This window comes from Bacillus methanolicus (assembly GCF_028888695.1).
GTDB lineage: Bacteria > Bacillota > Bacilli > Bacillales > Cytobacillaceae > Bacillus_Z > Bacillus_Z methanolicus_B.
The window spans coordinates 2,033,481-2,058,747 of the sequence record NZ_PNFF01000001.1 but is presented as its reverse complement, the minus strand read 5'-3'; the positions used below and the strand labels follow the sequence as shown (position 1 = coordinate 2,058,747).

The window sequence follows — 25,267 nt, the reverse complement described above, 5'->3', positions numbered from 1 at the left end:
GATTCATAAGGGTCTGATTCCTCCATGGGAGTGATCAGACCCTTTTATTAGCCTTCAAATAAAGTTTCACGTCCAAAGATCATATTTTGTTTCATAAGTGCATAAGTTTTTGTGTAGATTGTTAGCAATTTGCCCACTTTGACATACAATGTATGGACTTATGCCATAGGAGGGAATTCAGAGTGAAAATCCATATCGTTCAGAAAGGGGACACTCTTTGGAAAATCGCCAAGAAATACGGCGTAAATTTTGAAGAGCTGAAAAAGATGAATTCACAGCTCAGCAACCCTGATATGATTATGCCCGGTATGAAAATAAAAATTCCAACAGGAGGCGGAACAATTAAAAAAGAAGCTCCGACGGCTGGAGGGAAAAAGGAAGCATATATCAAAATGGGTCCAAAGAAGGAAATGCCGATCACTGAGCATCCGTTTGCAAAAGAGAAACCGAAGCCTTTGCCAGTTGAGGAAGCGCCCCAGGTAATGCCTGAAGAAGCTCCGAAACCAATTGCACCGAAAAAAGAATTACCAAAAGCTGAAAAGCCGAAACCTGTTTCACCGATAAAGGAAAAGCCGAAACCAGAAAAGCAGATGCCGGTTTCACCGATACAGGAAAAACCGAAACCAGAAAAGCAAATGCCGGTTTCACCGATAAAGGAAAAACCGAAACCAGAAAAGCAAATGCCAGTTTCACCAATTCAAGAATTGCCAAAACCAGAAAAACAAATGCCAGTTTCACCGATACAAGAATTGCCAAAATTAGAAAAACAAATGCCCATTTCACCGATACAAGAAATGCCAAAACTAGAAAAACCGAAAACACCTTATTCTCCAAAAATGCCTCAACCAGTCATCCCAGAAATGGACATTCAGAACTACTATATGCAAAATATGGCCGATATGTCTGTACCACAAATTCCACCTAAACCTGATAACATTTTTCCGGAAATGATAAAAGATGACACGGGTCCTTTTATAAAGGAAGAACAGTTTCCTCATACTATGCCAACACAACAAGGAGGTTTTCAGCAGCCAATGTATCCTTATCCTCCAAATTATAATCCCGTTTTACCTGCATTGCCTGGATCAGGATATAATTATCCGGGAGGTTATCAGCCGCAAGAAGCGCCTTTCCCTTGTGTGCAGGGAGCGTCAACTATGCCGATGAGTCAAATGCCTTATCATACATCGCCGGCTGCTCAAATGCCAGTACAGTATAGCGTGATGCCTGAATTTGAGAGCATGGATTTTGATGAATCATCTCCATTTATGCCTGAGATACCTTCTGTACAAGGAACTATGGATAATCAGATGCCATTAATGCCTCAAGTTCAAGGAGCAATGGAATATCCGGATATGGAAGCCCAAATGCCACATCAAATGCCAGCACAGATGCCGGCTTATCAAATACCAGCACAGATGCCAGCTTATCAAATGCCAATGTATACAATGCCGGCTCACCATATGCCGTTTGGACCATGTCCGCCTTTTGGCACCGCTGTTTCACCAATAATGCCTGGTTCTGGATTTGGACATTGCCCTCCTCATGGACCGGTTCCATATTGTTATCCGCCAATGCCGCAAGTTCATGGAACAATGGATTACCAAATGCCAATGCCGCAAGTTCATGGAGCAATGGATTACCAAATGCCAATGCCGCAAGTTCATGGAACAATGGATTATCAAATGCCAATGCCGCAAGTTCATGGAGCAATGGATTACCAAATGCCAATGCCGCAAGTTCATGGAGCAATGGATTATCAAATGCCAATGCCGCAAGTTCATGGAGCAATGGATTACCAAATGCCAATGCCGCAAGTTCATGGAGCAATGGATTACCAAATGCCAATGCCACAGGTTCAGGAAGCAATGGAGTCTCCTGAAATGGATGCGCAAATGCCGCATCAAGCACCTGTTCAGGGAGTAAAAGGCGCTTCTGATGACTGCGGCTGTGGAGGACCTGGATCACAGGGAGTTCCTTTTGGCACTGCGTACGGACCTGCACCAGGAACAACACCAATCTATACGCCGCATTTTGCCCAGCCATATGGGTTTGCCCAGCCGCCATATATGAATTATGGTTACCCTGGCCAGATAGGCAGCGGTCCTTACGGCTTACCGAGAACGGAAGATGAAAGCAGTGAATATGAAGGGTGAGGCAGGAGGAGACGATTGTTTAAAAAATCGTCTCCTCACCTATTTGAAAAAACAAATTCCCTCTAAGATTAAAGAGTTTAGGCCTATCCGCAAAAATGTTTATTATGTAAAAACAGATGAAACAGAATTTATTTTAAAAGGTTATTCCAAGCTTAAGCGTTTGAAACTTCAGGAAGCTTTTACTGATTCTTTAAAAAAAGAAGGGTTTTTAAATACGTACTCTTTTTATTCTTTTACGAAAGAAAAAACATTATTTTTTGAGCAAAATTATTACGGATGCTTACAATATATTGAACCCCATCCAATATCTTTTTCATTTCGCAGTCATAAAAACAGGAGTGAAGGATTAAATCTGCTTTGTGACTACCACCGTATAACATCGTCGCTTATAAAACGTTACGAATCACTTCTCCCTTCTTTTGATCTTTTGGAAAAATGGAAAGAAAGAAAGGCTTTATTTTCCGAAAATCTTTCGGTTGTTAAACATTTTGTTGATGGCAACATCTTGCATGAAATATTGGATTGGGCTAATTTTTCCTTATATCATCTTGAAAAAGAATATGATTATTTTTACTCATCCCCTTACGTAATTCTTCACGGTGATGTTGCCCATCATAATTTTATTCGAACAAAAAAAAATATGCTGTATTTAATTGATTTTGATTTAATTAGTAAAGGCCCTGTAAGCACTGATATTTTGCAATATGCAAACAGAATTTTGCCCTTTTTAAATTGGTCGGCAAAGGAATTAATGGTTTATCCAGAAATGCAAGATTATGTAAAGGAAAAAGCGTTTCTTTATGCTTTGATGTTTCCGACAGACATTTTTCGCGAATGGAACCGATTAGTAAGAGAAAAGAGCTTAAACAATCATATTAAAGTTAGACAGGTCTATATAATGACAGTTGATCAGTTTTATTTGCGACAGCGTTTTATAAAAGAACTTGAAAAAATGGTAAAATGAAGAAGGGGATTTGCAATTGAATTGGACTTAACTGTCAGAATGAAAAGCCTCTTACGCTCACACTATAAAAATGAGCATATTTCTTGCTCATAATGTTAGCGAAGGGGGTTTTTCGCTTGAACAAAAAAATTTTAATCGTTTCCTTTGCAGCCCTTTTAGCAACAGGGATTACCGGATGCGGAAATGATGATGAAGCTGCCGTACAAGACCGGAATTCTGACCGTGGACAGCCAATGGGGTATTACTCAAATGAAAATCATGAACGGGGAAATGGCAACGTCAATATTCTAAACGATAATGATGGACCGATAACTGAGATGATGGACCATACCTTTGGTGCAGAGGACCGGGATGCCCGCAGGGAAAGAATGAGAATGCTCCAGGTAAAAGACGAAAATGGAAATCCGCAAAATCGTTCTGCACCGCTGGCAAATTATGATCGTAATTTTTTCCAGCGTGACAATCGATTCAGCCGAAGTGATGCGAATTATCATGGGCATTTAGATGATAACACCCGACAGCCGAACAGCTCTTACTATACGGCTTATGAAGGAGAGCTGGCCGATAAAATCGGGGATGTTACGGCATCTGTTCGTAATGTGGAAGATGTCCGTTCCGTTGTATATGGCAGCGATGTTTTAATCGCAGTCGATTTAACAGATTACAGTAAGGAAGAGGTAACAAAGCGAAACATCCGTAAAGCTGTGCAGCCTTATTTAAAAGGTAGGTCCTGTACTGTAGTAACTGATGAAGGAACTTTCAGCCGTATTCGTAACATTGATAATGATCTTCGAGACGGCGGTCCGCGTGAACAAATCGATATCGATATAAAAAACATGTTGCGATCGATGAAAAATCGCTTTCAAGATCGCAACAACGATTAGATGAGAAGCGCTGACTCATAAGGGTCTGACTCCCTCCGGCAATGACAATATATAGAATGGCTTTTTCAGAGTTTGTCTATATGTTGTGTATTGGAGGGGTCTGACCCTTTTTTTAATGGAAAATTATATAGCCGTCCGTTGTTTTCATATAAATGACAAGGGGCAGCGTCTGTTCTTCAGTATGAAAGTATGATATATTAAATAAGGATTTTGTAGATGAGAGGGGATTTAGAATGGCAGGACATTCTAAGTGGAAAAACATTCAACGTCGGAAAAATGCGCAAGATGCTAAGCGCGGAAAAATTTTTATGAAGTTTGCGAAAGATATATATGTTGCAGCTAAAAATGGCGGAGGCGATCCTGCTACTAATCCGAGTTTGCGTTTAGTTATTGATAAAGCGAAGGCAGTTAATATGCCGAATGAAAATATACAGCGTGCCATCAACAAAGCAACCGGAGTCGGAAGCTCGGCAAAATTTGAAGAAATCATATATGAGGGATACGGTCCGGGCGGAGTGGCTGTCATGGTGCAATGTCTGACGGATAATAAGAACAGAACAGCATCCAATATTAGACTTGCTTTTTCGAAAAATGGCGGAAATCTTGGTGAAAGCGGCAGCGTTTCATACATGTTTGACCGGAAAGGCTATTTAGTTATCGACCGTGAAGAGTTAGATATCGATGAAGATGAAATGCTCCTGCAAGCAATTGAAGCGGGGGCTGAAGAAATGGAAACAAGCGAAGAAGTTTTCGAAATTTATACCGACCCTGAGCATTTCACGGAAGTAAAAGAAAATTTGGAAAAAGCAGGCTTTACATTTGAGGAAGCAGAAATCACGATGATTCCTCAAACCTATACACAATTAAATGAAGAGATGGCAGCGAAAATGGAAAAATTGCTCGACATGCTCGAAAATGATGAAGATGTACAAGACATCTACCACAACTATGAAGAAGCATAACTACAAGTAGAAGCAGTGCACCATCCGGTGTACTGCTTTTATCACATGATGTCACTTTAACACTTTAAAGCACAGCGGGCCAGGCCCTCAACACATTAACGCTTTAGCGTAGTGCGGGCCAGACCCTCAATACATTAACGCTTTAACGTAGTGCGGGCCAGACCCTCAATACATTAACGCTTTAGCGTAGTGCGGGCCAGACCCTCAATACATTAACGCTTTAACGTAGTGCGGGCCAGACCCTCAATACATTAACGCTTTAACGTAGTGCGGGCCTGACCTCAGGTATAAACTTGAATAAAATGGTGAGACTATGGGTGTATAAATTGAAAAGCGGATGGGAATTCCGTATCTTAAACGAGGTGATCATTGATGAGAACCAAATGGGCAATGAACGTGTTCACTTTATTAGCGGTATTTGTTTCTGGTCTTTATATTCCGCAATATGGAGCGCCTGTGGACGGATCAGCATCTGCTCAAGAAACAAAAAAAAATGACAATGACATCACACCCGGCCCTGTCAAAATTACGGTCATTTTAGAAAGAAAGTATTTAGACGGGGAAATAAGTGAAGAGAAAGTAATCGAAACGATTTGGTCAATGAAAGATTTTTGGGCAAAATACAAGGAATGGCAGCTGCTGGATATGTCGGAAAATCAAGTTGTTCTCCGGCAACAGATTGACGATATTTCACCGTTGTTAAAAGCAAACGGATATTTTGGCATAACAGATGATGGAATCTTAACAATATATAATGGAAAACCCGGACATTCAAATATAATACAATCATTTTTCCATATTGATTTAGGGAAATTAGAGAGCGCGAAATGGGAGCAGCTCAAAAAGGGAATTCCCATAAAAACAAAAGACAGGTATGAAGAAGTACTTGAATCTTTTAAAAACTATTCAAAAGAAGGAAATCAATCATAAAATAGGGGCTGGCGATCAATGTCAGCCTCTTTCTTGTTATTTATATCTTGTACAAAAGTTCATTAAACACTGATAGTTTTTTTGATTCAACTTTGAATGTGTCCATAATAAACAATTAAAAATAACAACCAATTTTTTCGTATCAGTAAAAATTGTATGATACAATGAGGTACAGCAAAACAGGGGAGAGAAGGTCATTGTTTGAATTTATTAAAGGAACTGTTGAATTCGTCGGCCCTGAGTACATCGTTATTGAAAATAATGGCATAGGTTATCAAATTGCAACTCCGAATCCATTCCTCTATTCAAAAGAAAGCGGTAAAGAAGTTCGTGTCTATACCTATCATTATGTCAGACAAGATATAATGGCTTTATACGGTTTCCGATCAAGGGAAGAAAAAACACTTTTTACGAAACTTCTTAACGTTTCCGGAATAGGTCCGAAGGGAGCCCTTGCGATTCTTGCTTCAGGAGAGCCTGAACAAGTTGTTCAGGCAATTGAAAATGAAAATGAAGCTTTTCTTGTAAAATTCCCTGGGGTTGGTAAAAAAACGGCAAGACAAATGATTCTGGATTTAAAAGGGAAACTGCACGATCTTGTGCCTGATTCGATTCCAAATTTATTTACATCTGATGATAAACAGCGATCACTAGGCTATTCTGCAGAATTTGAGGAAGCGGTTCTCGCTTTAAAAGCACTCGGGTATTCGGAAAAAGAAATTAATAAAATTTCTCCGGAATTAAAAAAGGAAAAGCTTTCAACAGATCAATATTTAAAAAAAGCTTTGCAAAAGCTCTTGAAATAAGTTTTTTAGCACGGATCATTTCAGCCTGATAAATCCAGTATGAAGTGAATTCAAAAGGGTGATACGGATGGAAGAAAGGATTATTTCTAGTGAAGCTGATGTTCAAGATATGTCTTTTGAACTCAGTTTGCGTCCGCAAACGTTGAAACAGTATATCGGCCAAGATAAAGTAAAAGCAAACCTGGAAGTTTTTATTGAAGCAGCCAAGCTTCGCCAGGAGACATTGGATCATGTCCTCCTTTATGGCCCGCCCGGACTTGGAAAAACAACATTGGCAGCGATTATTGCCAATGAAATGGGAGTCAATTTACGGACAACGTCAGGCCCGGCGATCGAAAGGCCCGGCGATTTGGCAGCCATTTTAACTTCGCTTAATCCGGGTGATGTTCTTTTTATTGATGAAATTCACAGGCTGCCAAGATCAATCGAAGAAGTATTATATCCGGCAATGGAAGATTTTTGCCTTGATATTGTCATTGGAAAGGGGCCGAGCGCCCGTTCCGTCCGCCTTGATCTTCCGCCGTTTACGCTAGTCGGTGCTACAACGAGAGCAGGTTCTTTGTCGGCGCCTTTAAGAGACCGGTTTGGAGTTCTAAGCAGATTGGAATACTATACAGAAGAGCAATTAAGAAATATTGTTACGCGGACCGCAAGTTTGCTGGAAACGAAAATTGATCAAGAAGCTGCGAGCGAGATTGCCAGAAGATCAAGGGGAACACCAAGAATTGCAAACAGACTGCTAAGACGCGTAAGGGATTTTGCCCAAGTAATTGGGAACGGCTCCATCAATGCGGAGCTTGCCGATAAAGCATTAGAATTCATGCAGGTAGACCGTCTTGGTCTTGACCATATTGATCATAAACTATTAAAAGGTATTATAGAAAAATTCAGGGGCGGCCCGGTCGGCCTTGAAACGATCGCAGCAACAATCGGCGAAGAACCGCATACGATCGAGGATGTTTATGAACCATATTTATTACAGATCGGTTTTCTTCAACGAACGCCGAGGGGAAGAATGGTTACTGAATTAGTTTATCGCCATTTTCATATGGAGGTGCCTACAAATGACAGGTTTGCCTAAAATGCTTATGATGATCGGTGCGATTATTTTTATCGGCGGATTTTTCATGCAATTTATTTCAATAGGAAGACTTCCGGGAGATATTATCATTAAAAAAGAAAATGCAACTTTTTATTTTCCGATTACAACGTCGATTTTATTAAGTATTTTACTGTCAGCTATTTTTTACTTTATCGGACGTTTTCGGTAAATGCATATCAATTTTTCTGAAAGACAAAAGGTGAAAACAATGAAAGTAGAATTATTTGACTTTGACCTGCCTGAGGAATTAATCGCACAGACGCCGTTAAAAAATCGGACAGATAGCCGATTAATGGTATTAAATAAAGAGACAGGCGAGGTCAAACATGATTTTTTCAAAAATATTAAGGAATACTTGAAAGCAGGAGACTGCCTCGTATTAAATGATACGCGAGTTCTTCCAGCAAGACTGTTCGGCATAAAAACAGATACAGGAGCGAAAGTGGAAATTCTGCTTTTGAAACAGCAAGATGGAGACCGCTGGGAAACGCTCGTGAAGCCGGCTAAGCGCGTAAAAGAAGGAACGCGCATCGAATTTGGCAATGGCGTTCTTTCGGCCGTTTGTGTCGGTGCGACAGAGCATGGCGGAAGAATCTTTGAATTTTATTATGACGGGATTTTTTATGAAGTGCTCGAAAAGCTTGGTGAAATGCCGCTTCCGCCTTATATTAAAGAACAGCTTGAAGATAAAGACCGCTACCAAACGGTTTATGCCCGGGAAAGAGGATCGGCTGCTGCACCGACCGCAGGGCTCCATTTTACGGAAGAGCTATTGGAAGAACTAAGGAAGATGGGTATACATATTGCTTTTATTACACTTCATGTAGGCCTTGGAACCTTCCGGCCGGTCAATGTTGAGAATGTCGATGAACATGAAATGCATTCAGAGTTTTATCAAATGTCTGAAGGAACAGCCGCTTTATTAAACGAAGTCCGAAAACAAGGCGGCAGAATTATCACGGTCGGAACAACCTCAACGAGAACGTTGGAAACGATTGCTTCGGCACACAATGGCAAATTCGCGGCTGAAAACGGTTGGACAGACATTTTCATCTATCCGGGATATGAGTTTAAAGCGATTGATGGCATGATCACTAACTTTCACTTGCCTAAATCAACCCTGATCATGCTTGTCTCCGCTCTTGCAGGCAGGGAGAATGTTCTTCGTGCCTATAACCTTGCCGTTCAGGAAAGGTACCGCTTTTTTAGTTTTGGAGACGCAATGTTAATACTTTAATTGTAGATTTTAAGCTGTAATTGGAAGGAGAACGGATTTTGACTGCTATACGATTTGAACTGATCAAAACAGATAAACAAACAGGAGCTCGGTTAGGACGAGTCCATACGCCGCATGGCTCTTTCGATACACCCGCATTTATGCCGGTAGGAACGCTTGCTACCGTTAAAACGATGTCGCCTGAAGAACTGAAAGAAATGGGAGCAGGCATTATATTAAGCAACACGTATCATCTATGGCTTCGCCCCGGGCATGAAATTATAGAAGAAGCCGGCGGACTGCACAAATTTATGAATTGGGATCGTGCGATTTTGACGGATTCCGGCGGGTTTCAGGTGTTCAGTTTAAGCGAGTTTCGAAAAATAGAAGAAGAAGGAGTTCACTTCCGCAACCATTTAAATGGAGATAAATTGTTTTTATCACCTGAAAAAGCGACGGAAATTCAAAATGCCCTTGGTTCCGATATTATGATGGCATTTGATGAATGTCCTCCATATCCGGCGACCTTTGAATATATGAAAAAGTCGGTTGAACGCACTTCACGCTGGGCGGAGCGCTGCTTGAAGGCTCACAAACGTCCGAATGATCAAGGGTTGTTTGGAATCGTTCAAGGAGGAGAATACGAGGAGTTAAGAAGGCTAAGTGCTAAAGATTTAGTTTCACTTGATTTTCCTGGTTATGCGATCGGAGGATTGTCAGTCGGGGAGCCGAAGGATGTGATGAACCGTGTTCTTGAATTCACGACTCCGCTATTGCCTGCTAATAAACCGAGATATTTGATGGGTGTCGGTTCACCGGATTCACTGATTGACGGAGCGATTCGCGGAATTGATATGTTTGACTGCGTACTCCCGACAAGAATCGCCCGAAACGGTACATTAATGACAAGTGAAGGCCGGCTTGTCGTGAAAAACGCCAAGTATGCCCGTGATTTTGGACCTTTAGATCCAAATTGTGACTGCTATACTTGCCGCAATTATACACGTGCATATATTCGCCATTTGATCAAAAGTGAGGAAACATTCGGAATTCGTCTTACAACTTACCATAATTTATATTTTCTGCTAAAATTAATGGAGCAAGTCAGACAAGCGATCCGTGAAGATCGGCTTGGAGACTTCAGAGAAGAGTTTTTTGAAAAATACGGTTTCAACAAACCGAATGCTAAAAACTTTTAGAATACAGCTTGAAAGGAGAAATAAAGATGGAAGCAATCGGTTCTTTAATCCCGGTTTTGTTAATGTTCGTGATTTTCTACTTTTTACTCATCCGCCCGCAGCAAAAACGCCAAAAGGCGGTTCAGCAAATGCAAAACGATTTGAAAAAAGGTGATAAAATCGTGACAATTGGCGGCCTTCATGGAATTGTCGATGCGCTTGACGAAGATACAATCGTTATCAAATGCGGAGATGGAAGCCGTCTTACATATGACCGTGCGGCAGTTCGCGAAGTAATCCAGCCGGCCGGCGAAGGATCAGGAAAATAAAATATGCAGCAGATCGTATTATTATCTAAAATCTAAAAAGTTTTAACAAATAAAGGTAAGCACATATTAGACATGTTTAACATGTTTAATATGTGCTTACCTTTTGTTGTTTGGACTTGAATGATCAATGGGCTACATCCAATGTAAATTGGTGGCTGAACATATGAAAAAAAAAATACAGATAGTAAAACATGAATTTTTAACAAAAAATGGTTGAAAACGACACTAATGTCTTTTATAATAATGACAACGACGTCGTTATTTTTTAAAGAGGTGATATTCATGAATCAAAAAAAGCAAATATGGAAAAACAGTTCTTTCCTTTTTCTAATTACAGCTCAATTTGCTTCTGCACTTGGTGAAGGTATTGTAATATTAGCTTTACTTGCCTTATTCGGTTTTGAAAAAGATGCGACACCATTGGAAATGGCTATGGTCGTATTGGCAACAAGTGTTCCTACTGTTGTATTTGGCCCGATTTCTGGTTTGTTTGCTGATCGATTAGAAAGAAAGTCTTTAATGATGTTGTCAGATATCGCACGTGCAGTCATTATGTTTTCAATCGTATTTACTACAGCCACGTGGCAAATTTATCTTCTGCTTGTACTTAAAGGTACCTTTGAAGCTATTTTTACTCCTGCAAAAAATGGAAAATTACGTGAGATTGTATCTGTTGAACAAATGGATCAAGCAGTTGGAATCAGCACCGTGATTGATTATGGCTGCCGAATTATTGGCCCGGCTGTGGGAGGAGTACTTGTTGCAGTATTTGGAACTATGTCTGCATTTTATATTAATGCAGGAGGATTTTTACTTTCTGCCCTGTTTTTATTAGGAGTACCAAAGCGGCAAGAAAAGTATCGCGAAGAAATTAAATCAGACAGTATTCCTATGCTGGTTCAGATGAAAGAAGGTTTTTCATTTATTAAGAGAACCTCCTTTTTAATGTATGGAACTTTTGTATTTAGTTTAGCGATGTTTGTCATAACTTTAGCTGATGCACAGCTCATTACATTGTTTCGCCTCATTCCAGGCGGAACGACGGAGTTATTTGGTGTAATTATGGGAGCAACTGGACTGGGGACTCTTGCTGTAGCAGGATGGCTAAGCAGCCGAAGCGGTGTTCCTGCGATCCCGGCCATGTCCATCGGTTCTATGGGCATAGGAATCGCATTTGGTTTGTTGGCCTGCTTTACACAAATTCAATTAGGATTGGTATGGGTTTGGTGTCCATTACTTGCCTTGTTGGGTGGAGGCATGGCTGGCGCAGTGATCGTACCATTTCAAGCAACTGCCCAGAAGAAAACACCGGAGAATTTAACGAGTCGGGTATTTGGTGTGATCAATAGTGTAAGTACTTTTGCTACCATTGTCGGTCCTTTGAGTGGAGGAATTTTAGCTACTTTCTTTGGAATAATCCCCGTCTTTATCGTTTCCGGCGGTTTACTGCTTGTTGTTGGTTTGTTATTGTTAAGCAATAGAAAAATGGAAATGGAGGAGTCAGATGTCACCGAAAGTTTCTGAAGAACACCGTGAATATCGTCGTTGCAAAATTTTAGAAGCAGCTATTCGTGTCTTTAAAAGAAAAGGATTTGAAAAGACAACTATGCAAGATATCGTTGATGAATCAGGAATGAGCCGGGGAGGGGTTTATTTATACTTTTCCAATCGCGAAGATTTGTTTAAAGAATTAATCAATTTTATTGATAAGCAACAAGTAGAAGAGATTGATCTTTTGCATCAAAATGTTTCATCAACTTGGGAAGGAGTTCTTCGGTTTTTGGAGGCTCAAGAACAAGAAATTAAGGAAGTAGATGAAAGCTTGACTCCGGTAATTCTTGAGTATTACATGATTGAATTGCGTGAAAAGACTAAAGATGCTTTTTTATCCAATCGCTATCAAAAAGCGGTGGAAGTACTTGAGCTTTTGTTTCAAAAAGGAGTTGACGAAGAGGAATTTAAGCCGGATATTCCCATTTCTCAAGTCGCCCGTTTTGTAGTGGCCTTTTTAGATGGACTAATTATGGAAGCAATTTATTTAGGTACAGATGAAGTAAAAATACAACAACAAATGAATACCTTGCGTCAAACGCTAAAAAACTTGTTAGGAGTAGAACAGACCGAATGATTATGTTCTCTTTTGTATTCTATGTCCTATTAAAAAGAGGATATATGTTCTTATTTCTTATATTGAACATAATATCCTCTAACCATTTTAGTACAGTTATGTTTATCGCTTGCTTCTTTTTAGGAATTTCTTGATTTTGACGACAAATTTACCCCTAAAATTCCCCCCATCATTGCCACAAGCACATAACAGATATGATAAATAAGCTGTTTCAGTGTAAACAGACTGTCAAAGCCAAGAAATTGGAACAAGAAAACGATTATTGAATATAAGAGGCCCGTTAATCCTCCAAGCAGCCACCCTTTTTGCTTCCCTTTTCCCCCGGAAATAAAACCGCCGATAAACAGTGCAGTAAAAGATATGATTGTTACGAACATTTGGATTCCGGACTCTTGGGCAGAAGTGAACCGTAAAATAAGAGAAAAGATTAAGCTGCTAATAATTGCGAATAAGAATATTGCGATAACCCCGTACAATACAGCCGTACCGAAATTTTTTGTCTCTATTTTCACCCTCTCCTTTTCCACGCCGAACGGCAATATGCCAAGCCGTTGAATATAAACAGCTTGTTTCTAGTACATGAATATTCAAGAAAAACAGAATTAGAATAAAAATTATATCTTGTATTGGTAAAACTTGCACATCATATTTCTGTCTTTTCGTCAAAAAGTAAATTTGAATGTCTTGAAGGGAGAGTCTGATATGGAAGAATACATTCTCATCATCTTTCGAACTTTATTCCTTTACGGATTGATTTTTGTTATTTTTCGGCTGATGGGCAAAAGAGAAATTGGTGAATTGAGCATATTAGATCTCGTAGTAAACATTATGGTTGCGGAGTTGGCTGTCGTGGCGATTGAAAATACAGAAGATCCTCTTATTCATACGATTCTGCCGATGGGGTTATTAATGATCGTCCAATTTGTTTTGGCGTTACTCTCATTAAAAAGCAAAAAATTTCGGGATATCGTTGATGGCCGGCCGACAGTTATTATTAACAGAGGTAAAATAGACGAAGAAGCAATGAGAAAACAGCGGTATAATTTTGATGATTTGATGCTCCAATTAAGAGAAAATCAGATTCAAAATATTGCCGATGTCGAATTTGCTATATTAGAGCCGTCCGGGAACCTTTCAGTGTTTGAAAGAACAGATGATAATCAAGTAAATATCACGATGCCGCTTATTATCGACGGGGCCATCCAAGAAGAAAACCTTAGAAAGATTAATAAAACGAATTTATGGCTTCGGCAGGAATTGCGTCATATGGGTTATAAGGATATAAAAGAGATCTCATTTTGCAGCTTTCAGGACGGACAGTTTTTTATTGATCTTAAAGACCAGCAATAAAATCAACCTGATTATTTTTGCAAAACGACCTAAAAAGCACGCTGAACGATTCACGCGTGCTTACAATTTATCTGAAAGAAAGTTTGGAAAGAGGTTTCCCTATCCATGGGATTCGTTTTATTTCATCGCTTTTTAATAATCCAAACAATAACAGAAGAATAAAGTAGATAAATGTCATCCCGGTTGCTGATGCCATTATTTTTACAAAAAGCGGAGATTCAAGCAATCTGTTTTCCATAAGCCAAAAGCCGCCCCAGCCTGCAATCCCCATGACAATAAATATTTTAACATAGTCGCGAATGAAGAATGTGAATGAAATCGTTTTTAAAACGGTTGCAAAGTGAAGCATTGTGACAAGGACGAATCCGACAACGATTCCTAAAGCGGCACCGTAAATCCCGAATCCCGGCTGGCTTGCAAGAAGGAAAATAACCCCAATTTTTACTACATTTCCAATTAAACTGTTAATCAAGGCTGCTCTTGCAAGGTCGAGTGCTTGCAGCACTGCTTGCAATGGCCCTTGGTAATAGTAGAACAGAAAGAAAGGAGCCAACAATTTAATAAACGGAGCACCGGTTTTTGAACCGTACATAATTTGCATGAGTTCTTCCGATAAAACGTAAAGAACGACAACTGCAAGCCCGCCAGTTACTAGAGAAAATCGAAGAGATTGCTGAAGGCGATATTCAATTAAGCCCATATTATTCTGCGAATTTGCTTCACTGATTGCCGGTACAAGCGAGGTTGACAGGGAATATGTAATAAAAGATGGTAAGACGAGAAGCGGTAATGCATATCCTGTCAATGCCCCATACTGTTTTGTAGCATCCACAGCCGCTACACCGGCAAGTGCAAGGCTATGTGTGACAACAATAGGTTCAAGAAACCAGGAAATATTGCCGACTAGCCGGCTTCCAGTTGTCGGAAGTGCAACATTCATCAGTTCGTAAAACACAGGTTTTCCAGATTGAAGGTACGAAAAAAACTTTTTCCTGAGCGGAAATCTTTTTTTTATCTTAAAGGTTGTCATTAAAAAAATGAGAGAAACTAATTCACCGATAACAGACGCAAACATGGCTGCCGCAGCTGCATATTCAATCCCATACGGTAGAAATGTTTTTGTCAACACTGCAATGAGCGTAATTCGAACAATTTGCTCAAGGATTTGTGAAACGGCAGCCGGTTTCATATTTTGCCTTCCCTGGAAATAACCGCGGATTACGGAAGAAACAGCAACGATCGGAACAATCGGTGCAATTGCCAGCAAAGGATAGTGGGTCCGCGGATCAGTAAAAAGAGTTTCAGATAAATACGGAGCCAGGATGATAAGTGATGGAGTAAATATAACTGATAAAGAAATAGTTGTTGCGAGTGAGACAACGAGAATCCTTTTTACTTTTTGAAAATCTCCTTTTGCTTCTGCCTCCGCAACATTTTTTGATATGGCAACAGGAAGCCCGAGTTGCGTAATGGCTATGACGAGCATGAGAGTCGGAAAGGCCATCATATAAAGTCCAACTCCTTCTTCGCCGATGAAACGGGCAATTACAATCCGGTTGATAAAGCCTAAAACTCTTGTCACCAGACCCGCTAATAATAAAATAATCGTTCCCTTAACAAACTTAGACATCCTTTTCCCTGCCTTCTCAAAATACGTGTAATCATATACAATTAAATATATGCAGATAAGTGGACAAAGCATGACAAGGATGGGGCAACTTTAGAAAAAGAATTCGTGAGGAGGCTGCTGAAAATGGAAGTCGGCCATGAATATGATCGTTTTCGCACCTTAGTAAAACCTGCATTGGAAAGCAAATTGAACGAATTTCGAATGCTCGGTTATGAAAAAATTACTGAACAGGAATTATGGGAGTTTTTGATAAAAAAGAAATGGAAAAAAATGAAAAAAGAACCTCATCTCTATCAAATTGTCCAGGAAATCTTGTCTGTTCAGGTGAACGAATTTATGAACTTTGCCACTGTTGAAGCTTTTATGATGGCTGATTTTGATTTGGATGATGAAGAAGCTAGAAAAGAACTGCTGAAATAAAATTACTGATTAAATGAGATAAATTGACAGCATTCCTATTCTGTTTCATAATAAAAACGTTAACTTTGTTAAACATTTAACAAATTTTTTTCGCTTTATAACTGAAATGTTTGGCCTATCCATTGGTGAAGGTCTATACATTGTCTTTTGGCGGCTTATAATTAAGGAGGATTTATACATAATGGTAAAAAAAGGTCGCGTCGTTGCTTTTCTTATCTTTATTGTCGTATTTGGTACTGTAATGGGAGCAACGACAAAAAACATATTGGATAATATTAAACTCGGTCTTGATCTTCAAGGTGGATTTGAAATTTTATATGAAGTAAGTCCGGCTGAAAAAGGACAAAAAATTAATGAAAAAGTTCTTGCAAGTACGGCTGAAGCGTTAGATAAACGTGTAAACGTGCTTGGCGTCAGCGAGCCGAATATTCAAATCGAAGGGAAAAATCGAATCCGCGTTCAGCTTGCCGGGGTAAAGGACCAAAATAAAGCCCGTGAAATTCTGGCGACAGAAGCGAACCTTTCATTTCGTGATGTGAATGATAAAAAGTTGATGGACGGTACTGACCTCGCTGAGGGCGGAGCAAAGCAAACATTTGATGAACAGGGAAGACCAAGCGTTTCCTTGAAACTGAAAAGCGCCGAAAAATTTAAGGAAGTAACAGAAAAAATAGTAAACATGGGTCCGGGGAACAATCTTCTCGTCATCTGGCTTGACTTTGAGGAAGGAAATGATTCTTTCAAAGCGGAAGCGGTGAAAGAAGATCCGAAATTTTTATCTGCACCGCGTGTAGACCAAGTATTTAACCAAGATACTGTTTCGATTGTCGGAGATTTTACAATTGAAGAAGCGAAAACACTGGCATCCCTGTTAAACGCAGGAGCTCTCCCTGTGAAGCTTGATGAGATTTATTCGACCTCAGTCGGTGCACAATTTGGGGAACAGGCAATGGAAAAAACGGTCATTGCCGGTATTATTGGAGTTCTGGCAGTTTACTTGTTTATGATTTTCTATTATCGTTTTCCAGGATTTATCGCCGCGATCACATTAACTGTATTTACTTACTTGACTCTTTTAATATTCGACTGGATGAATGTTGTTTTAACTCTGCCGGGTATCGCTGCGTTGATCCTAGGTGTCGGGATGGCTGTCGATGCCAATATCATTACATATGAGCGCATAAGAGAAGAAATAAAGGTTGGAAGGTCGATCAAATCAGCGTTTAAAGCAGGAAACCAAAACTCATTCTCAACTGTGACGGACGCGAACCTTACAACACTTTTAGCCGGAGTGGTCTTATTCTTCTATGGAACAAGCTCTGTAAAAGGATTTGCGACAAGTTTAATTATCAGTATTTTAATTAGTTTTATTACAAATGTATACTTGTCAAGATGGCTCCTCGGTTTATGGGTGAACAGCGGGCTTTTCAATAATAAACCCGGCTGGTTTGGCGTCAAAAAGAGTGAGATTAAAGATATCTCAGAGAATTTTGATACTCTTGACTTGCCGACAAAGTTTGACAGATTCGACTTTGTCAAATATCGAAGAAAATTCTTTGCCGTGTCCGGAATTCTGTTAGTAGCAGGGATCATTGTCCTCTCTGTATTAGGATTGAATCTCAGTATTGATTTTACAAGCGGCACCCGTGTGGAAATTCTTTCAAAAGAACCTTTGACAACTGTAAAGGTTTCAGAAGAGCTTGGAAAATTAAACTTGAAAACAGATGATATTGTGATATCAGGTGAAGATAAAAATATTGGTGTTGCACGTTTTAAGGGAGTTTTATCCAAAGAAGAAATTGCAGAATTAAAAACGCATTTTGATAAAACGTTGGATGCAGATACAACTGTCAGCACGGTTACGCCGACAGTCGGTAAGGAGCTTGCCAAAAATGCTCTCATCGCGTTATTGCTTTCCTCTTTAGGGCTTATTGTGTTTGTAACGTTTCGATTTGAGCTTCCGATGGCAGTTTGGGCAGTTATTGCGTTATTATACGCTGCATTCTTTGTCATTCCGTTTTTCAGCATTACGCGTTTGGAAGTAGACATTACATTTATTGCGGCTCTTTTAACGATTGTTGGTTATGCAATCAATGATACGATCGTAACATTTGACCGGATGCGCGAGAATATGCAAAAGAGGAAGCGGATAAAATCGTATGAAGAAATAGTAAATGTCGTGAATACAAGTATCCGGCAAACTCTTGGGCGTTCCATTAATACTGTGCTGATGGTCATTCTCACAGTTGTTGCCCTTTGGATTTTCGGAAGCGAATCGATCCGGCCGTTTTCGATCGCATTAGTCATTGGTCTTGTGGTAGGAACTTATTCATCGATATTTATTGCCGCACAATTATGGGTTGAATGGAAACATAAAGAGCTAAAGAAAAAAGGTGTCATTATCACTTACAAAGAAAAAAGAAAATTTTCAGATGAACCTCAAGTTTAAACTGCGGTATTTACCGCGGTTTGTTTTTTTGTTTGCTTCAAAAATTGATCTTTTTGATCGATGCAAACGATCCAGCACCAGCTTCTGACAAGGCTCTTGCGATTTTTTATATAAGTAATGAACTTCTTATCGCTTTTCTGGACAAAATAGGATCAACATCAAGATGGGAAGGAAGTTTGCAATTGAATAATCATGAACGATTTAAAAAAGCTGAGTTTGCAGCGATAGTTGGGATTGCAGGAAACATTATTCTGGCTATTTTAAAGTATGTGATAGGAATTTATGCCAACAGTAAAGCTCTCATTGCGGATGCGGTGCATTCAGCTTCTGACATAGCCGGTTCGTTAGCTGTGTATGTCGGATTGCGGGCTGCAAAAAGGCCGCCTGATGAAGATCACCCATATGGTCATGGGAAAGCGGAATCGGTTGCAGCGATCATCGTTGCCATATTTCTCCTTCTAGTTGGAATTGAAATAGGTAAAAGTTCGGTTGAAGCATTTTTTGAACCGATCGAATCGCCCAAAATGATCGCTGTGGTAGCAGTGATTATTTCTATCATCATAAAGGAGTGGATGTTTCGCTATAAATACAATTTAGGAAAGAAATTAAATAGTGATGCACTGATAGTCAACGCGTATGAGCACAGGTCTGATGTGTATTCTTCCATTGCTGCTCTTATTGGCATTGGGGCCGCGATCATCGGCGGAAAGCTAGGGATTGAATGGCTTGTTTACGCCGATCCTTTCGTAGGAGTCATTGTATCAATTATGGTACTAAAAATGGCATGGGATCTTGGGAAAGAATCCATTCATAACACACTTGACCATGTTTTGCACGACGAGGATACCAAGGAACTTCGAGAAATAGTTGAAAACGTGCCTGAAGTGAAAAAAATTGACACTTTACTTGCGAGAGAGCATGGCCACTACGTCATTATTGATTTAAAAATATCAGTTGACCCGCAAATGACCGTTGAAGAAGGCCATCGGGTCGGCAAGAGAGTAAAGAAAAAGCTTCTGGAAGTTGCCAATGTCCACAATGTGCTGGTTCATATTAATCCATACAATGCAGATAATGACGAAGAAAATAGAGCTATCGAAAATAGAGAGTTCTTAGCTGAAAGATGATGGATTTACTCGCTTTGAAACATGATCAAGGAATTTAGTAGCCGTCGCTTGTGTAAATGAGCCTTTATTTTGAAATCTGAGTCGTCGTTTTTAAATAGGAGCCTTAATTATGATAAATGAGCCGTCGTTTACGCATTTGAGCCTTTAATCCAAAATATGAGCCGTCGAACACATTTTAAGGACTAACCAAACAAAAAACCGGGACCGCCCGGTTTTACTTATTCGCATTTCGATTCACCTTGATGGAGCCGCTTCAGCTTTTCGTTGAATCTGTCTGCCCCCTTTTGTATAATAGAAAAGCTAAGGGGTGAACGTATGTTAAAGTCAAAAACAAGGTGGGTTGTCCGACAATCTGACCGGCAGAAAGCAGAAAAGTTAGTACAAGATTTAAACATTACTCCCCTGGTAGCATCGTTGCTTGTTAATCGCGGAATCGATACCGTGGAAAGTGCACGGTATTTTCTTTTTCCAAAAGATCAGTCTTTTCATGATCCTTATTTATTAAAGGATATGGATAAAGCTGTTGAAAGGATTCGCCTCGCGATCGAAAGGCAAGAGCCGATATTAGTATACGGCGACTATGATGCTGATGGAGTCAGCAGCACCTCCGTTATGATGATGACATTAAGAGATTTGGGGGCAAATGTTGAATATTATATACCAAACCGCTTTACTGAAGGATATGGTCCAAATGAAGCGGCTTTCAGGCTGGCAGCAAAAAGAGGGTTTAAGCTTATAATAACGGTTGACACAGGTATTTCGGCCCTTCACGAAGCTGACGTTGCCAGTGACCTTGGCATCGATTTAATCATTACTGATCATCACGAACCAGGACCCGTTCTTCCCAAAGCTTTGGCGATTATTCATCCGAAACGGGAAGACAGTACATATCCATTTCGTGAATTAGCGGGTGTAGGAGTAGCTTTTAAGCTTGCCCACGCACTTTATGGAAATGTGCCGGAACACCTTCTTGAAATTGCAGCAATCGGAACGATTGCAGATCTAGTTTCTCTTAAAGGAGAAAACCGCCTGATCGCCCATAAAGGAATTCAACAATTGAAAGCAACGAAAAACATCGGCCTTCAAAGGTTGCTCAAATTAAGCGGCATCGAACCGGAATTGATTGATGAAGAAACGATCGGCTTTGTCATTGCTCCGCGGCTTAATGCCGCCGGAAGGCTCGAGAGCGCAGAATCGGCCGTCGATTTATTATTAACAGAAGATCAGCGTAAAGCTGAAATGCTTGCTGAAAAAATCGACCTGTTAAATAAGGAACGGCAAGAGCTTGTGAATGAGATTACAGAAGAAGCCGTAAAAGAAGTTGAAAGCTTTTATCCGCCTGAAGAATATCAAGTTCTTGTTATTGGAAAAGAAGGCTGGAATTCCGGAGTGATTGGAATTGTTGCTTCAAGACTGGTGGAGAAGTTTTACAGACCCGTGATTGTTTTTAGTTTTGACACTGAAAAAGGGTTGGCAAAAGGTTCTGCAAGAAGTATAGACGGTTTTGATTTGTTTAAAAACCTTTCTGCATGCAGAGATATTTTGCCGCATTTTGGAGGTCATCCAATGGCAGCAGGGATGACTTTACATCTCGAAGATGTGGATGAGCTTCGTTTCAGGCTTAATGCATTGGCAAAAGAACAGTTGACAGAAGAAGATTTTATCCGGAAAACCAATTTGGATGGAAAAATTGAATTAAGCGATATTAGTTTAACCGCGATCGAGCAATTGCAAATGCTTGCTCCTTACGGCGTGGATAATCCAAAACCGAAAGTGCTGATAGAAAATGCCAATATTGCAGCCATTCGAAAAATCGGCTCCGATCAAAGCCATCTGAAAATAACTATTGAAAATGATGGAGCATCGCTTGATGGCGTCGGTTTTGGGATGGGGCATTTATATGAACATATTTCCCCTTTTTCAAAATTATCGGTAATTGGAGAATTGGCCATTAATGAGTGGAACAATATCCGCAAACCGCAAGTTTATCTTCAAGATTTAGCTGTTCAATCGTGGCAGCTCTTTGATTTTCGCGGTCTTAAGCGCTTTGATAAAATAACAGAGTTTGTTCCGCGGGAAAATCGAAAGTGGGTCGTTTTTAACAAAGAGAATGTGCCAAAATTTAAAGGGGTGCTGGATGATGAAATCCATCTGATAACTTCATGTGAAGAAGCTGTAAAGATGGATATTGACGGTTTAAATCTCGTCTTGGCTGATCTGCCGCCATCCAGGGAAATATTGGAAAGTCTTTTAGCTGGCAAAAAGCCTGCCCGAATATTCGCCCAATTCTATAAAGAAGACAGTGACTTTTTTAGTACCATGCCGACGAGGGACCATTTCAAGTGGTTCTATGCTTTTTTAGCAAAAAAAGGAACGTTTGATCTTAAACGCCATGGGGATGAACTTGCCAAATACAGAGGCTGGACGAAAGAAACAATTGAATTTATGTCTCAGGTGTTTTTTGAATTGAATTTTGTTACAATAAACAATGGTTTCATTACACTAGAAAAAAATATTAACAAACGCGATCTAACAGATTCAAAAACTTATCAAAATAAGCTGGCACAATATACTCTGGAAAATGATTTGTTATATTCTTCGTTTCAGCAGTTAAAAAGCTGGTTCGACAAGGTCTTCCAAGAGTCGGTGAAAAATGAGGAGGCAATGAAAGAATGGATTTAAAACAATACGTTACGATTGTTCCTGATTGGCCAAAGCCTGGCATTCAATTTAAAGATATTACTACATTGATGGATAATGGTGCTGCATATAAATATGCAACAGACCAGATTGTTGAATATGCGCGGGAAAAGAATATAGATATTGTCGTAGGTCCTGAAGCAAGAGGCTTTATTATCGGCTGCCCTGTCGCATATTCATTGGGAGTCGGTTTTGCGCCTGTCCGCAAGGATGGAAAACTTCCTCGTGAAACAATAAAAGTCAAATATGGTCTTGAATATGGAGAAGACGTATTAACAATTCATAAAGATGCAATCAAGCCCGGTCAGCGAGTCTTAATTACAGATGACTTGCTTGCGACTGGCGGCACAATTGAAGCGACTGTTAAATTAGTAGAAAAGCTCGGGGGAGTTGTGGCCGGAATAGCATTTTTAATTGAGCTGACTTACTTGGAAGGACGCAGAAAGCTTGAAGGCTATGATATTTTAACTTTAATGCAGTATTAATGATGAAGAGAGCACTCGATTTGTAGTGCTCTTTTTACATGAAGCTGTTTGAAAATTTATTCGAAATGACAGTTTTCGACAAATTTTTATTTTTACACAAAAAAAAAAGCATTCTTCACTTTACATCTCTCGATTTTTTTTCGATAATAGTAAACAATCACAAGATAAGCGGAATGATGATTGTAACAATTTAATTTAAAGCTTTGAGCATTTAAAATACATGAAAGAAAACAAAGGTGATTCCATGGCGAATGATCAAGTGTTAACCGCCGAACAAGTCATCGACTGCACTCGAAAATATTTAAATGAAGAGCATGTGAACCTGGTAAAAAAGGCTTACGAGTTTGCCAAAGCTGCTCATTCAGACCAATACAGGAAATCCGGAGAACCTTACATTATCCATCCGATCCAAGTGGCGGGGATTCTTGCTGACTTGGAGATGGATCCGATTACGGTTGCCGCCGGCTTTCTTCACGATGTTGTCGAAGATACAGATGTAACGTTAGAGGAAATGAGAGAAGCTTTTAACGATGAAGTGGCCATGCTTGTCGATGGTGTAACAAAGCTCGGAAAAATAAAATATAAATCGCACGAAGAGCAGCAAGCTGAAAACCACCGAAAAATGTTTGTAGCGATGGCTCAGGATATTCGCGTCATATTAATTAAACTTGCCGACCGCCTTCATAATATGAGGACACTTAAGCATTTGCCTCTTGAAAAGCAGAGACGTATTTCGAATGAAACGCTCGAAATTTTTGCTCCGCTCGCACATCGTCTTGGAATTTCAAAGATAAAATGGGAACTCGAAGATACGGCATTAAGATATTTAAATCCTCAGCAATATTATCGAATTGTCAATTTAATGAAGAAAAAGCGGGCAGAGCGGGAGCAATATCTTGATGAAGTGATTGAAGAGGTCCGAAACAGGCTTAATGAAGTTTCCATTAAAGCGGAAATTTCCGGCCGGCCAAAGCATATTTATAGTATCTATCGAAAGATGGCTCTTCAGAATAAACAGTTTAATGAAATTTACGATCTTCTTGCTGTCAGAATTGTCGTAAACAGCATAAAAGACTGTTATGCTGTTCTTGGCATCATTCATACGTGCTGGAAGCCAATGCCGGGGCGGTTTAAAGATTATATTGCAATGCCGAAACCGAATATGTACCAATCACTTCATACGACAGTGATTGGCCCAAAAGGGGACCCTCTGGAAGTCCAAATCCGCACGTTTGAAATGCACCGTATAGCCGAATACGGAATTGCTGCTCACTGGGCTTATAAAGAGGGGAAATCAGTAAACGAGAATTCTTCCTTTGAAGAAAAGCTTACATGGTTCCGTGAAATTCTCGAATTTCAAAATGATACTGCGAACGCAGAAGAATTTATGGAATCATTAAAAATTGATTTGTTTTCAGATATGGTCTTCGTGTTTACACCGAAGGGTGATGTCATTGAACTGCCTGCCGGTTCCGTACCGATTGATTTTGCCTACAGAATTCACTCTGAAATTGGAAATAAGACAATCGGCGCTAAAGTAAACGGGAAAATGGTTACACTTGATTATAAATTGCAAACGGGAGATATTGTTGAAATTTTAACTTCCAAACATTCCTATGGACCGAGCCAGGACTGGCTGAAACTCGCCCAAACGTCACAGGCAAAAAATAAAATCCGCCAGTTCTTTAAAAAGCAGCGAAAAGAAGAAAATGTTGAAAAAGGAAGAGAAATGGTTGAGAAGGAAATCCGGAACATGGATTTCGATATAAAAGAAATTATGACCGCCGAAAATATTATGCGAGTTACAGAAAAATTTAATTTTGCCAATGAAGAGGATATGTATGCAGCAGTAGGGTACAACGGTATTACCGCTCTTCAAGTTGCGAATCGATTAACGGAAAAATGGCGGAAGAAGCGTGATCTAGAACAGGTAACAACTATTTCTCATGCGGTTAATGAACTAAAATCTTTTCCATCTGTCAAAAAACGGGAATCTGGTGTTCGCGTATCAGGTATTGACAATCTATTAATTCGGCTTTCACGATGCTGTAATCCGGTTCCGGGAGATGAAATTGTCGGCTTTATTACGAAAGGAAGAGGAGTTTCTGTCCACCGGTCTGATTGTCCGAATATTAATACGGGTGATGCAAAGGAGAGGCTTATTCCGGTTGAATGGGAAACAGGACTCAATGATCGGAAAGAATATAATGTGGATATCGAAATAAGCGGATATGACCGGAGAGGGCTGTTAAATGAGGTTCTTCAGGCTGTGAATGAAACAAAAACAAACATTTCTGCAGTTTCCGGAAAATCAGATCGAAATAAAGTTGCGACGATTATTATGTCCATTGCTATTCATAATGTCAGCCACCTTCAAAAGGTAGTAGATCGCATTAAACAAATTCCTGATATTTATGCAGTTAGAAGGATTATGAACTAAGGAGAGCAATC

At 39.8% G+C, this 25,267-nt stretch carries 22 protein-coding genes; 20 read left to right on the top strand and 2 right to left on the bottom strand.

The window, feature by feature from the left end; translation table 11 throughout:
• Positions 1-182 precede the first annotated feature (182 nt).
• From safA to C0966_RS10305, 13 genes are all read left to right on the top strand, one after another.
• Entirely contained in the window at positions 183-2,156 is a 1,974-nt protein-coding gene (gene safA, locus C0966_RS10365) for a SafA/ExsA family spore coat assembly protein (protein WP_274855366.1), read from the top strand.
• Positions 2,131-3,120, top strand: a complete 990-nt coding sequence (locus C0966_RS10360; RefSeq protein ID WP_274855365.1) for a phosphotransferase — start codon at positions 2,131-2,133, stop codon at positions 3,118-3,120. The genes safA and C0966_RS10360 overlap by 26 nt, the downstream gene beginning before the upstream one ends.
• A 116-nt stretch (positions 3,121-3,236) precedes the next feature.
• A complete protein-coding gene (locus C0966_RS10355) occupies positions 3,237-4,004 on the top strand; it encodes a YhcN/YlaJ family sporulation lipoprotein (protein WP_274855364.1) in 768 nt (255 codons plus the stop codon).
• Between the two features lie 233 nt (positions 4,005-4,237).
• Entirely contained in the window at positions 4,238-4,966 is a 729-nt protein-coding gene (locus C0966_RS10350) for a YebC/PmpR family DNA-binding transcriptional regulator (protein ID WP_274855363.1), read from the top strand.
• Positions 4,967-5,338: 372 nt separating this feature from the next.
• Positions 5,339-5,896: an intercompartmental signaling factor BofC gene (locus C0966_RS10345; RefSeq protein ID WP_274855362.1), complete on the top strand. Its 558-nt coding sequence runs from the start codon at positions 5,339-5,341 to the stop codon at positions 5,894-5,896.
• 197 nt (positions 5,897-6,093) lie between these two features.
• On the top strand, positions 6,094-6,702 hold the full coding sequence (gene ruvA, locus C0966_RS10340) for a Holliday junction branch migration protein RuvA (RefSeq protein WP_274855360.1): 609 nt from the start codon (positions 6,094-6,096) through the stop codon (positions 6,700-6,702).
• Between the two features lie 67 nt (positions 6,703-6,769).
• Entirely contained in the window at positions 6,770-7,783 is a 1,014-nt protein-coding gene (gene ruvB, locus C0966_RS10335; RefSeq protein WP_274855359.1) for a Holliday junction branch migration DNA helicase RuvB, read from the top strand.
• Complete coding sequence (locus C0966_RS10330; protein ID WP_274855358.1) at positions 7,767-7,973, top strand: DUF2905 domain-containing protein; 207 nt, start codon at positions 7,767-7,769, stop codon at positions 7,971-7,973. The genes ruvB and C0966_RS10330 overlap by 17 nt, the downstream gene beginning before the upstream one ends.
• Before the next feature lie 39 nt (positions 7,974-8,012).
• Positions 8,013-9,041 (top strand): tRNA preQ1(34) S-adenosylmethionine ribosyltransferase-isomerase QueA, encoded by a 1,029-nt coding sequence (queA, locus tag C0966_RS10325; protein WP_274855357.1) that lies wholly within the window; start codon positions 8,013-8,015, stop codon positions 9,039-9,041.
• Between the two features lie 38 nt (positions 9,042-9,079).
• Positions 9,080-10,219 carry a tRNA guanosine(34) transglycosylase Tgt gene (tgt, locus tag C0966_RS10320; RefSeq protein ID WP_274855356.1) on the top strand — a complete coding sequence of 380 codons (1,140 nt, stop codon included), beginning with the start codon at positions 9,080-9,082 and terminating at the stop codon, positions 10,217-10,219.
• 26 nt (positions 10,220-10,245) lie between these two features.
• Positions 10,246-10,527 carry a preprotein translocase subunit YajC gene (yajC, locus tag C0966_RS10315; protein ID WP_274855355.1) on the top strand — a complete coding sequence of 94 codons (282 nt, stop codon included), beginning with the start codon at positions 10,246-10,248 and terminating at the stop codon, positions 10,525-10,527.
• A gap of 282 nt (positions 10,528-10,809) precedes the next feature.
• A complete protein-coding gene (locus C0966_RS10310) occupies positions 10,810-12,051 on the top strand; it encodes an MFS transporter (RefSeq protein ID WP_274855353.1) in 1,242 nt (413 codons plus the stop codon).
• On the top strand, positions 12,032-12,655 hold the full coding sequence (locus C0966_RS10305; RefSeq protein ID WP_274855352.1) for a TetR family transcriptional regulator: 624 nt from the start codon (positions 12,032-12,034) through the stop codon (positions 12,653-12,655). Before C0966_RS10310 ends, C0966_RS10305 begins: the two co-directional genes overlap by 20 nt.
• A 119-nt stretch (positions 12,656-12,774) precedes the next feature.
• On the opposite strand, the gene C0966_RS10300 is transcribed toward C0966_RS10305, so the two are convergent.
• Positions 12,775-13,167 carry a TIGR04086 family membrane protein gene (locus C0966_RS10300; protein ID WP_274855351.1) on the bottom strand — a complete coding sequence of 131 codons (393 nt, stop codon included), beginning with the start codon at positions 13,165-13,167 and terminating at the stop codon, positions 12,775-12,777.
• Between the two features lie 190 nt (positions 13,168-13,357).
• Here C0966_RS10300 and C0966_RS10295 point away from each other — a divergent pair, with 190 nt between their 5' ends.
• Positions 13,358-14,005: a DUF421 domain-containing protein gene (locus C0966_RS10295; RefSeq protein WP_274855350.1), complete on the top strand. Its 648-nt coding sequence runs from the start codon at positions 13,358-13,360 to the stop codon at positions 14,003-14,005.
• Positions 14,006-14,072: 67 nt separating this feature from the next.
• Here the strand turns inward: C0966_RS10295 and spoVB are convergent, their stop codons facing one another.
• Positions 14,073-15,635, bottom strand: a complete 1,563-nt coding sequence (spoVB, locus tag C0966_RS10290; protein ID WP_274855349.1) for a stage V sporulation protein B — start codon at positions 15,633-15,635, stop codon at positions 14,073-14,075.
• A 123-nt stretch (positions 15,636-15,758) separates the two neighbouring features.
• Between spoVB and C0966_RS10285 the strand changes: the two genes are divergently transcribed.
• The 6 genes from C0966_RS10285 to C0966_RS10260 all read left to right on the top strand — a co-directional run bounded on the left by C0966_RS10285 (position 15,759) and on the right by C0966_RS10260 (position 25,256).
• Positions 15,759-16,055 carry a post-transcriptional regulator gene (locus tag C0966_RS10285; protein ID WP_274855348.1) on the top strand — a complete coding sequence of 99 codons (297 nt, stop codon included), beginning with the start codon at positions 15,759-15,761 and terminating at the stop codon, positions 16,053-16,055.
• Positions 16,056-16,236: 181 nt separating this feature from the next.
• The gene (gene secDF / locus C0966_RS10280) at positions 16,237-18,504 is read left to right on the top strand and encodes a protein translocase subunit SecDF (RefSeq protein WP_274855347.1); all 2,268 of its coding nucleotides are present in this window, start codon (positions 16,237-16,239) and stop codon (positions 18,502-18,504) included.
• Between the two features lie 182 nt (positions 18,505-18,686).
• Entirely contained in the window at positions 18,687-19,631 is a 945-nt protein-coding gene (locus C0966_RS10275) for a cation diffusion facilitator family transporter (protein WP_274855346.1), read from the top strand.
• 315 nt (positions 19,632-19,946) lie between these two features.
• Positions 19,947-22,313: a single-stranded-DNA-specific exonuclease RecJ gene (gene recJ / locus C0966_RS10270; RefSeq protein ID WP_274855345.1), complete on the top strand. Its 2,367-nt coding sequence runs from the start codon at positions 19,947-19,949 to the stop codon at positions 22,311-22,313.
• Positions 22,304-22,816, top strand: a complete 513-nt coding sequence (locus tag C0966_RS10265) for an adenine phosphoribosyltransferase (protein WP_274855344.1) — start codon at positions 22,304-22,306, stop codon at positions 22,814-22,816. The genes recJ and C0966_RS10265 overlap by 10 nt, the downstream gene beginning before the upstream one ends.
• A 244-nt stretch (positions 22,817-23,060) precedes the next feature.
• Positions 23,061-25,256 (top strand): RelA/SpoT family protein, encoded by a 2,196-nt coding sequence (locus tag C0966_RS10260; RefSeq protein ID WP_274855343.1) that lies wholly within the window; start codon positions 23,061-23,063, stop codon positions 25,254-25,256.
• Positions 25,257-25,267 lie beyond the last annotated feature (11 nt).

Coding starts and splice junctions, on each gene's coding strand:
- C0966_RS10360 (WP_274855365.1), top strand. CDS start 2,131: ATGAAAGCAGTGAATATGAAGGGTGAGGCAGGAGGAGACGATTGTTTA.
- C0966_RS10350 (WP_274855363.1), top strand. CDS start 4,238: ATGGCAGGACATTCTAAGTGGAAAAACATTCAACGTCGGAAAAATGCG.
- C0966_RS10345 (WP_274855362.1), top strand. CDS start 5,339: ATGAGAACCAAATGGGCAATGAACGTGTTCACTTTATTAGCGGTATTT.
- ruvB (WP_274855359.1), top strand. CDS start 6,770: ATGGAAGAAAGGATTATTTCTAGTGAAGCTGATGTTCAAGATATGTCT.
- C0966_RS10330 (WP_274855358.1), top strand. CDS start 7,767: ATGACAGGTTTGCCTAAAATGCTTATGATGATCGGTGCGATTATTTTT.
- queA (WP_274855357.1), top strand. CDS start 8,013: ATGAAAGTAGAATTATTTGACTTTGACCTGCCTGAGGAATTAATCGCA.
- yajC (WP_274855355.1), top strand. CDS start 10,246: ATGGAAGCAATCGGTTCTTTAATCCCGGTTTTGTTAATGTTCGTGATT.
- C0966_RS10310 (WP_274855353.1), top strand. CDS start 10,810: ATGAATCAAAAAAAGCAAATATGGAAAAACAGTTCTTTCCTTTTTCTA.
- C0966_RS10305 (WP_274855352.1), top strand. CDS start 12,032: ATGTCACCGAAAGTTTCTGAAGAACACCGTGAATATCGTCGTTGCAAA.
- C0966_RS10295 (WP_274855350.1), top strand. CDS start 13,358: ATGGAAGAATACATTCTCATCATCTTTCGAACTTTATTCCTTTACGGA.
- spoVB (WP_274855349.1), bottom strand. CDS start 15,635: ATGTCTAAGTTTGTTAAGGGAACGATTATTTTATTATTAGCGGGTCTG.
- C0966_RS10285 (WP_274855348.1), top strand. CDS start 15,759: ATGGAAGTCGGCCATGAATATGATCGTTTTCGCACCTTAGTAAAACCT.
- secDF (WP_274855347.1), top strand. CDS start 16,237: ATGGTAAAAAAAGGTCGCGTCGTTGCTTTTCTTATCTTTATTGTCGTA.
- recJ (WP_274855345.1), top strand. CDS start 19,947: ATGTTAAAGTCAAAAACAAGGTGGGTTGTCCGACAATCTGACCGGCAG.
- C0966_RS10265 (WP_274855344.1), top strand. CDS start 22,304: ATGGATTTAAAACAATACGTTACGATTGTTCCTGATTGGCCAAAGCCT.
- C0966_RS10260 (WP_274855343.1), top strand. CDS start 23,061: ATGGCGAATGATCAAGTGTTAACCGCCGAACAAGTCATCGACTGCACT.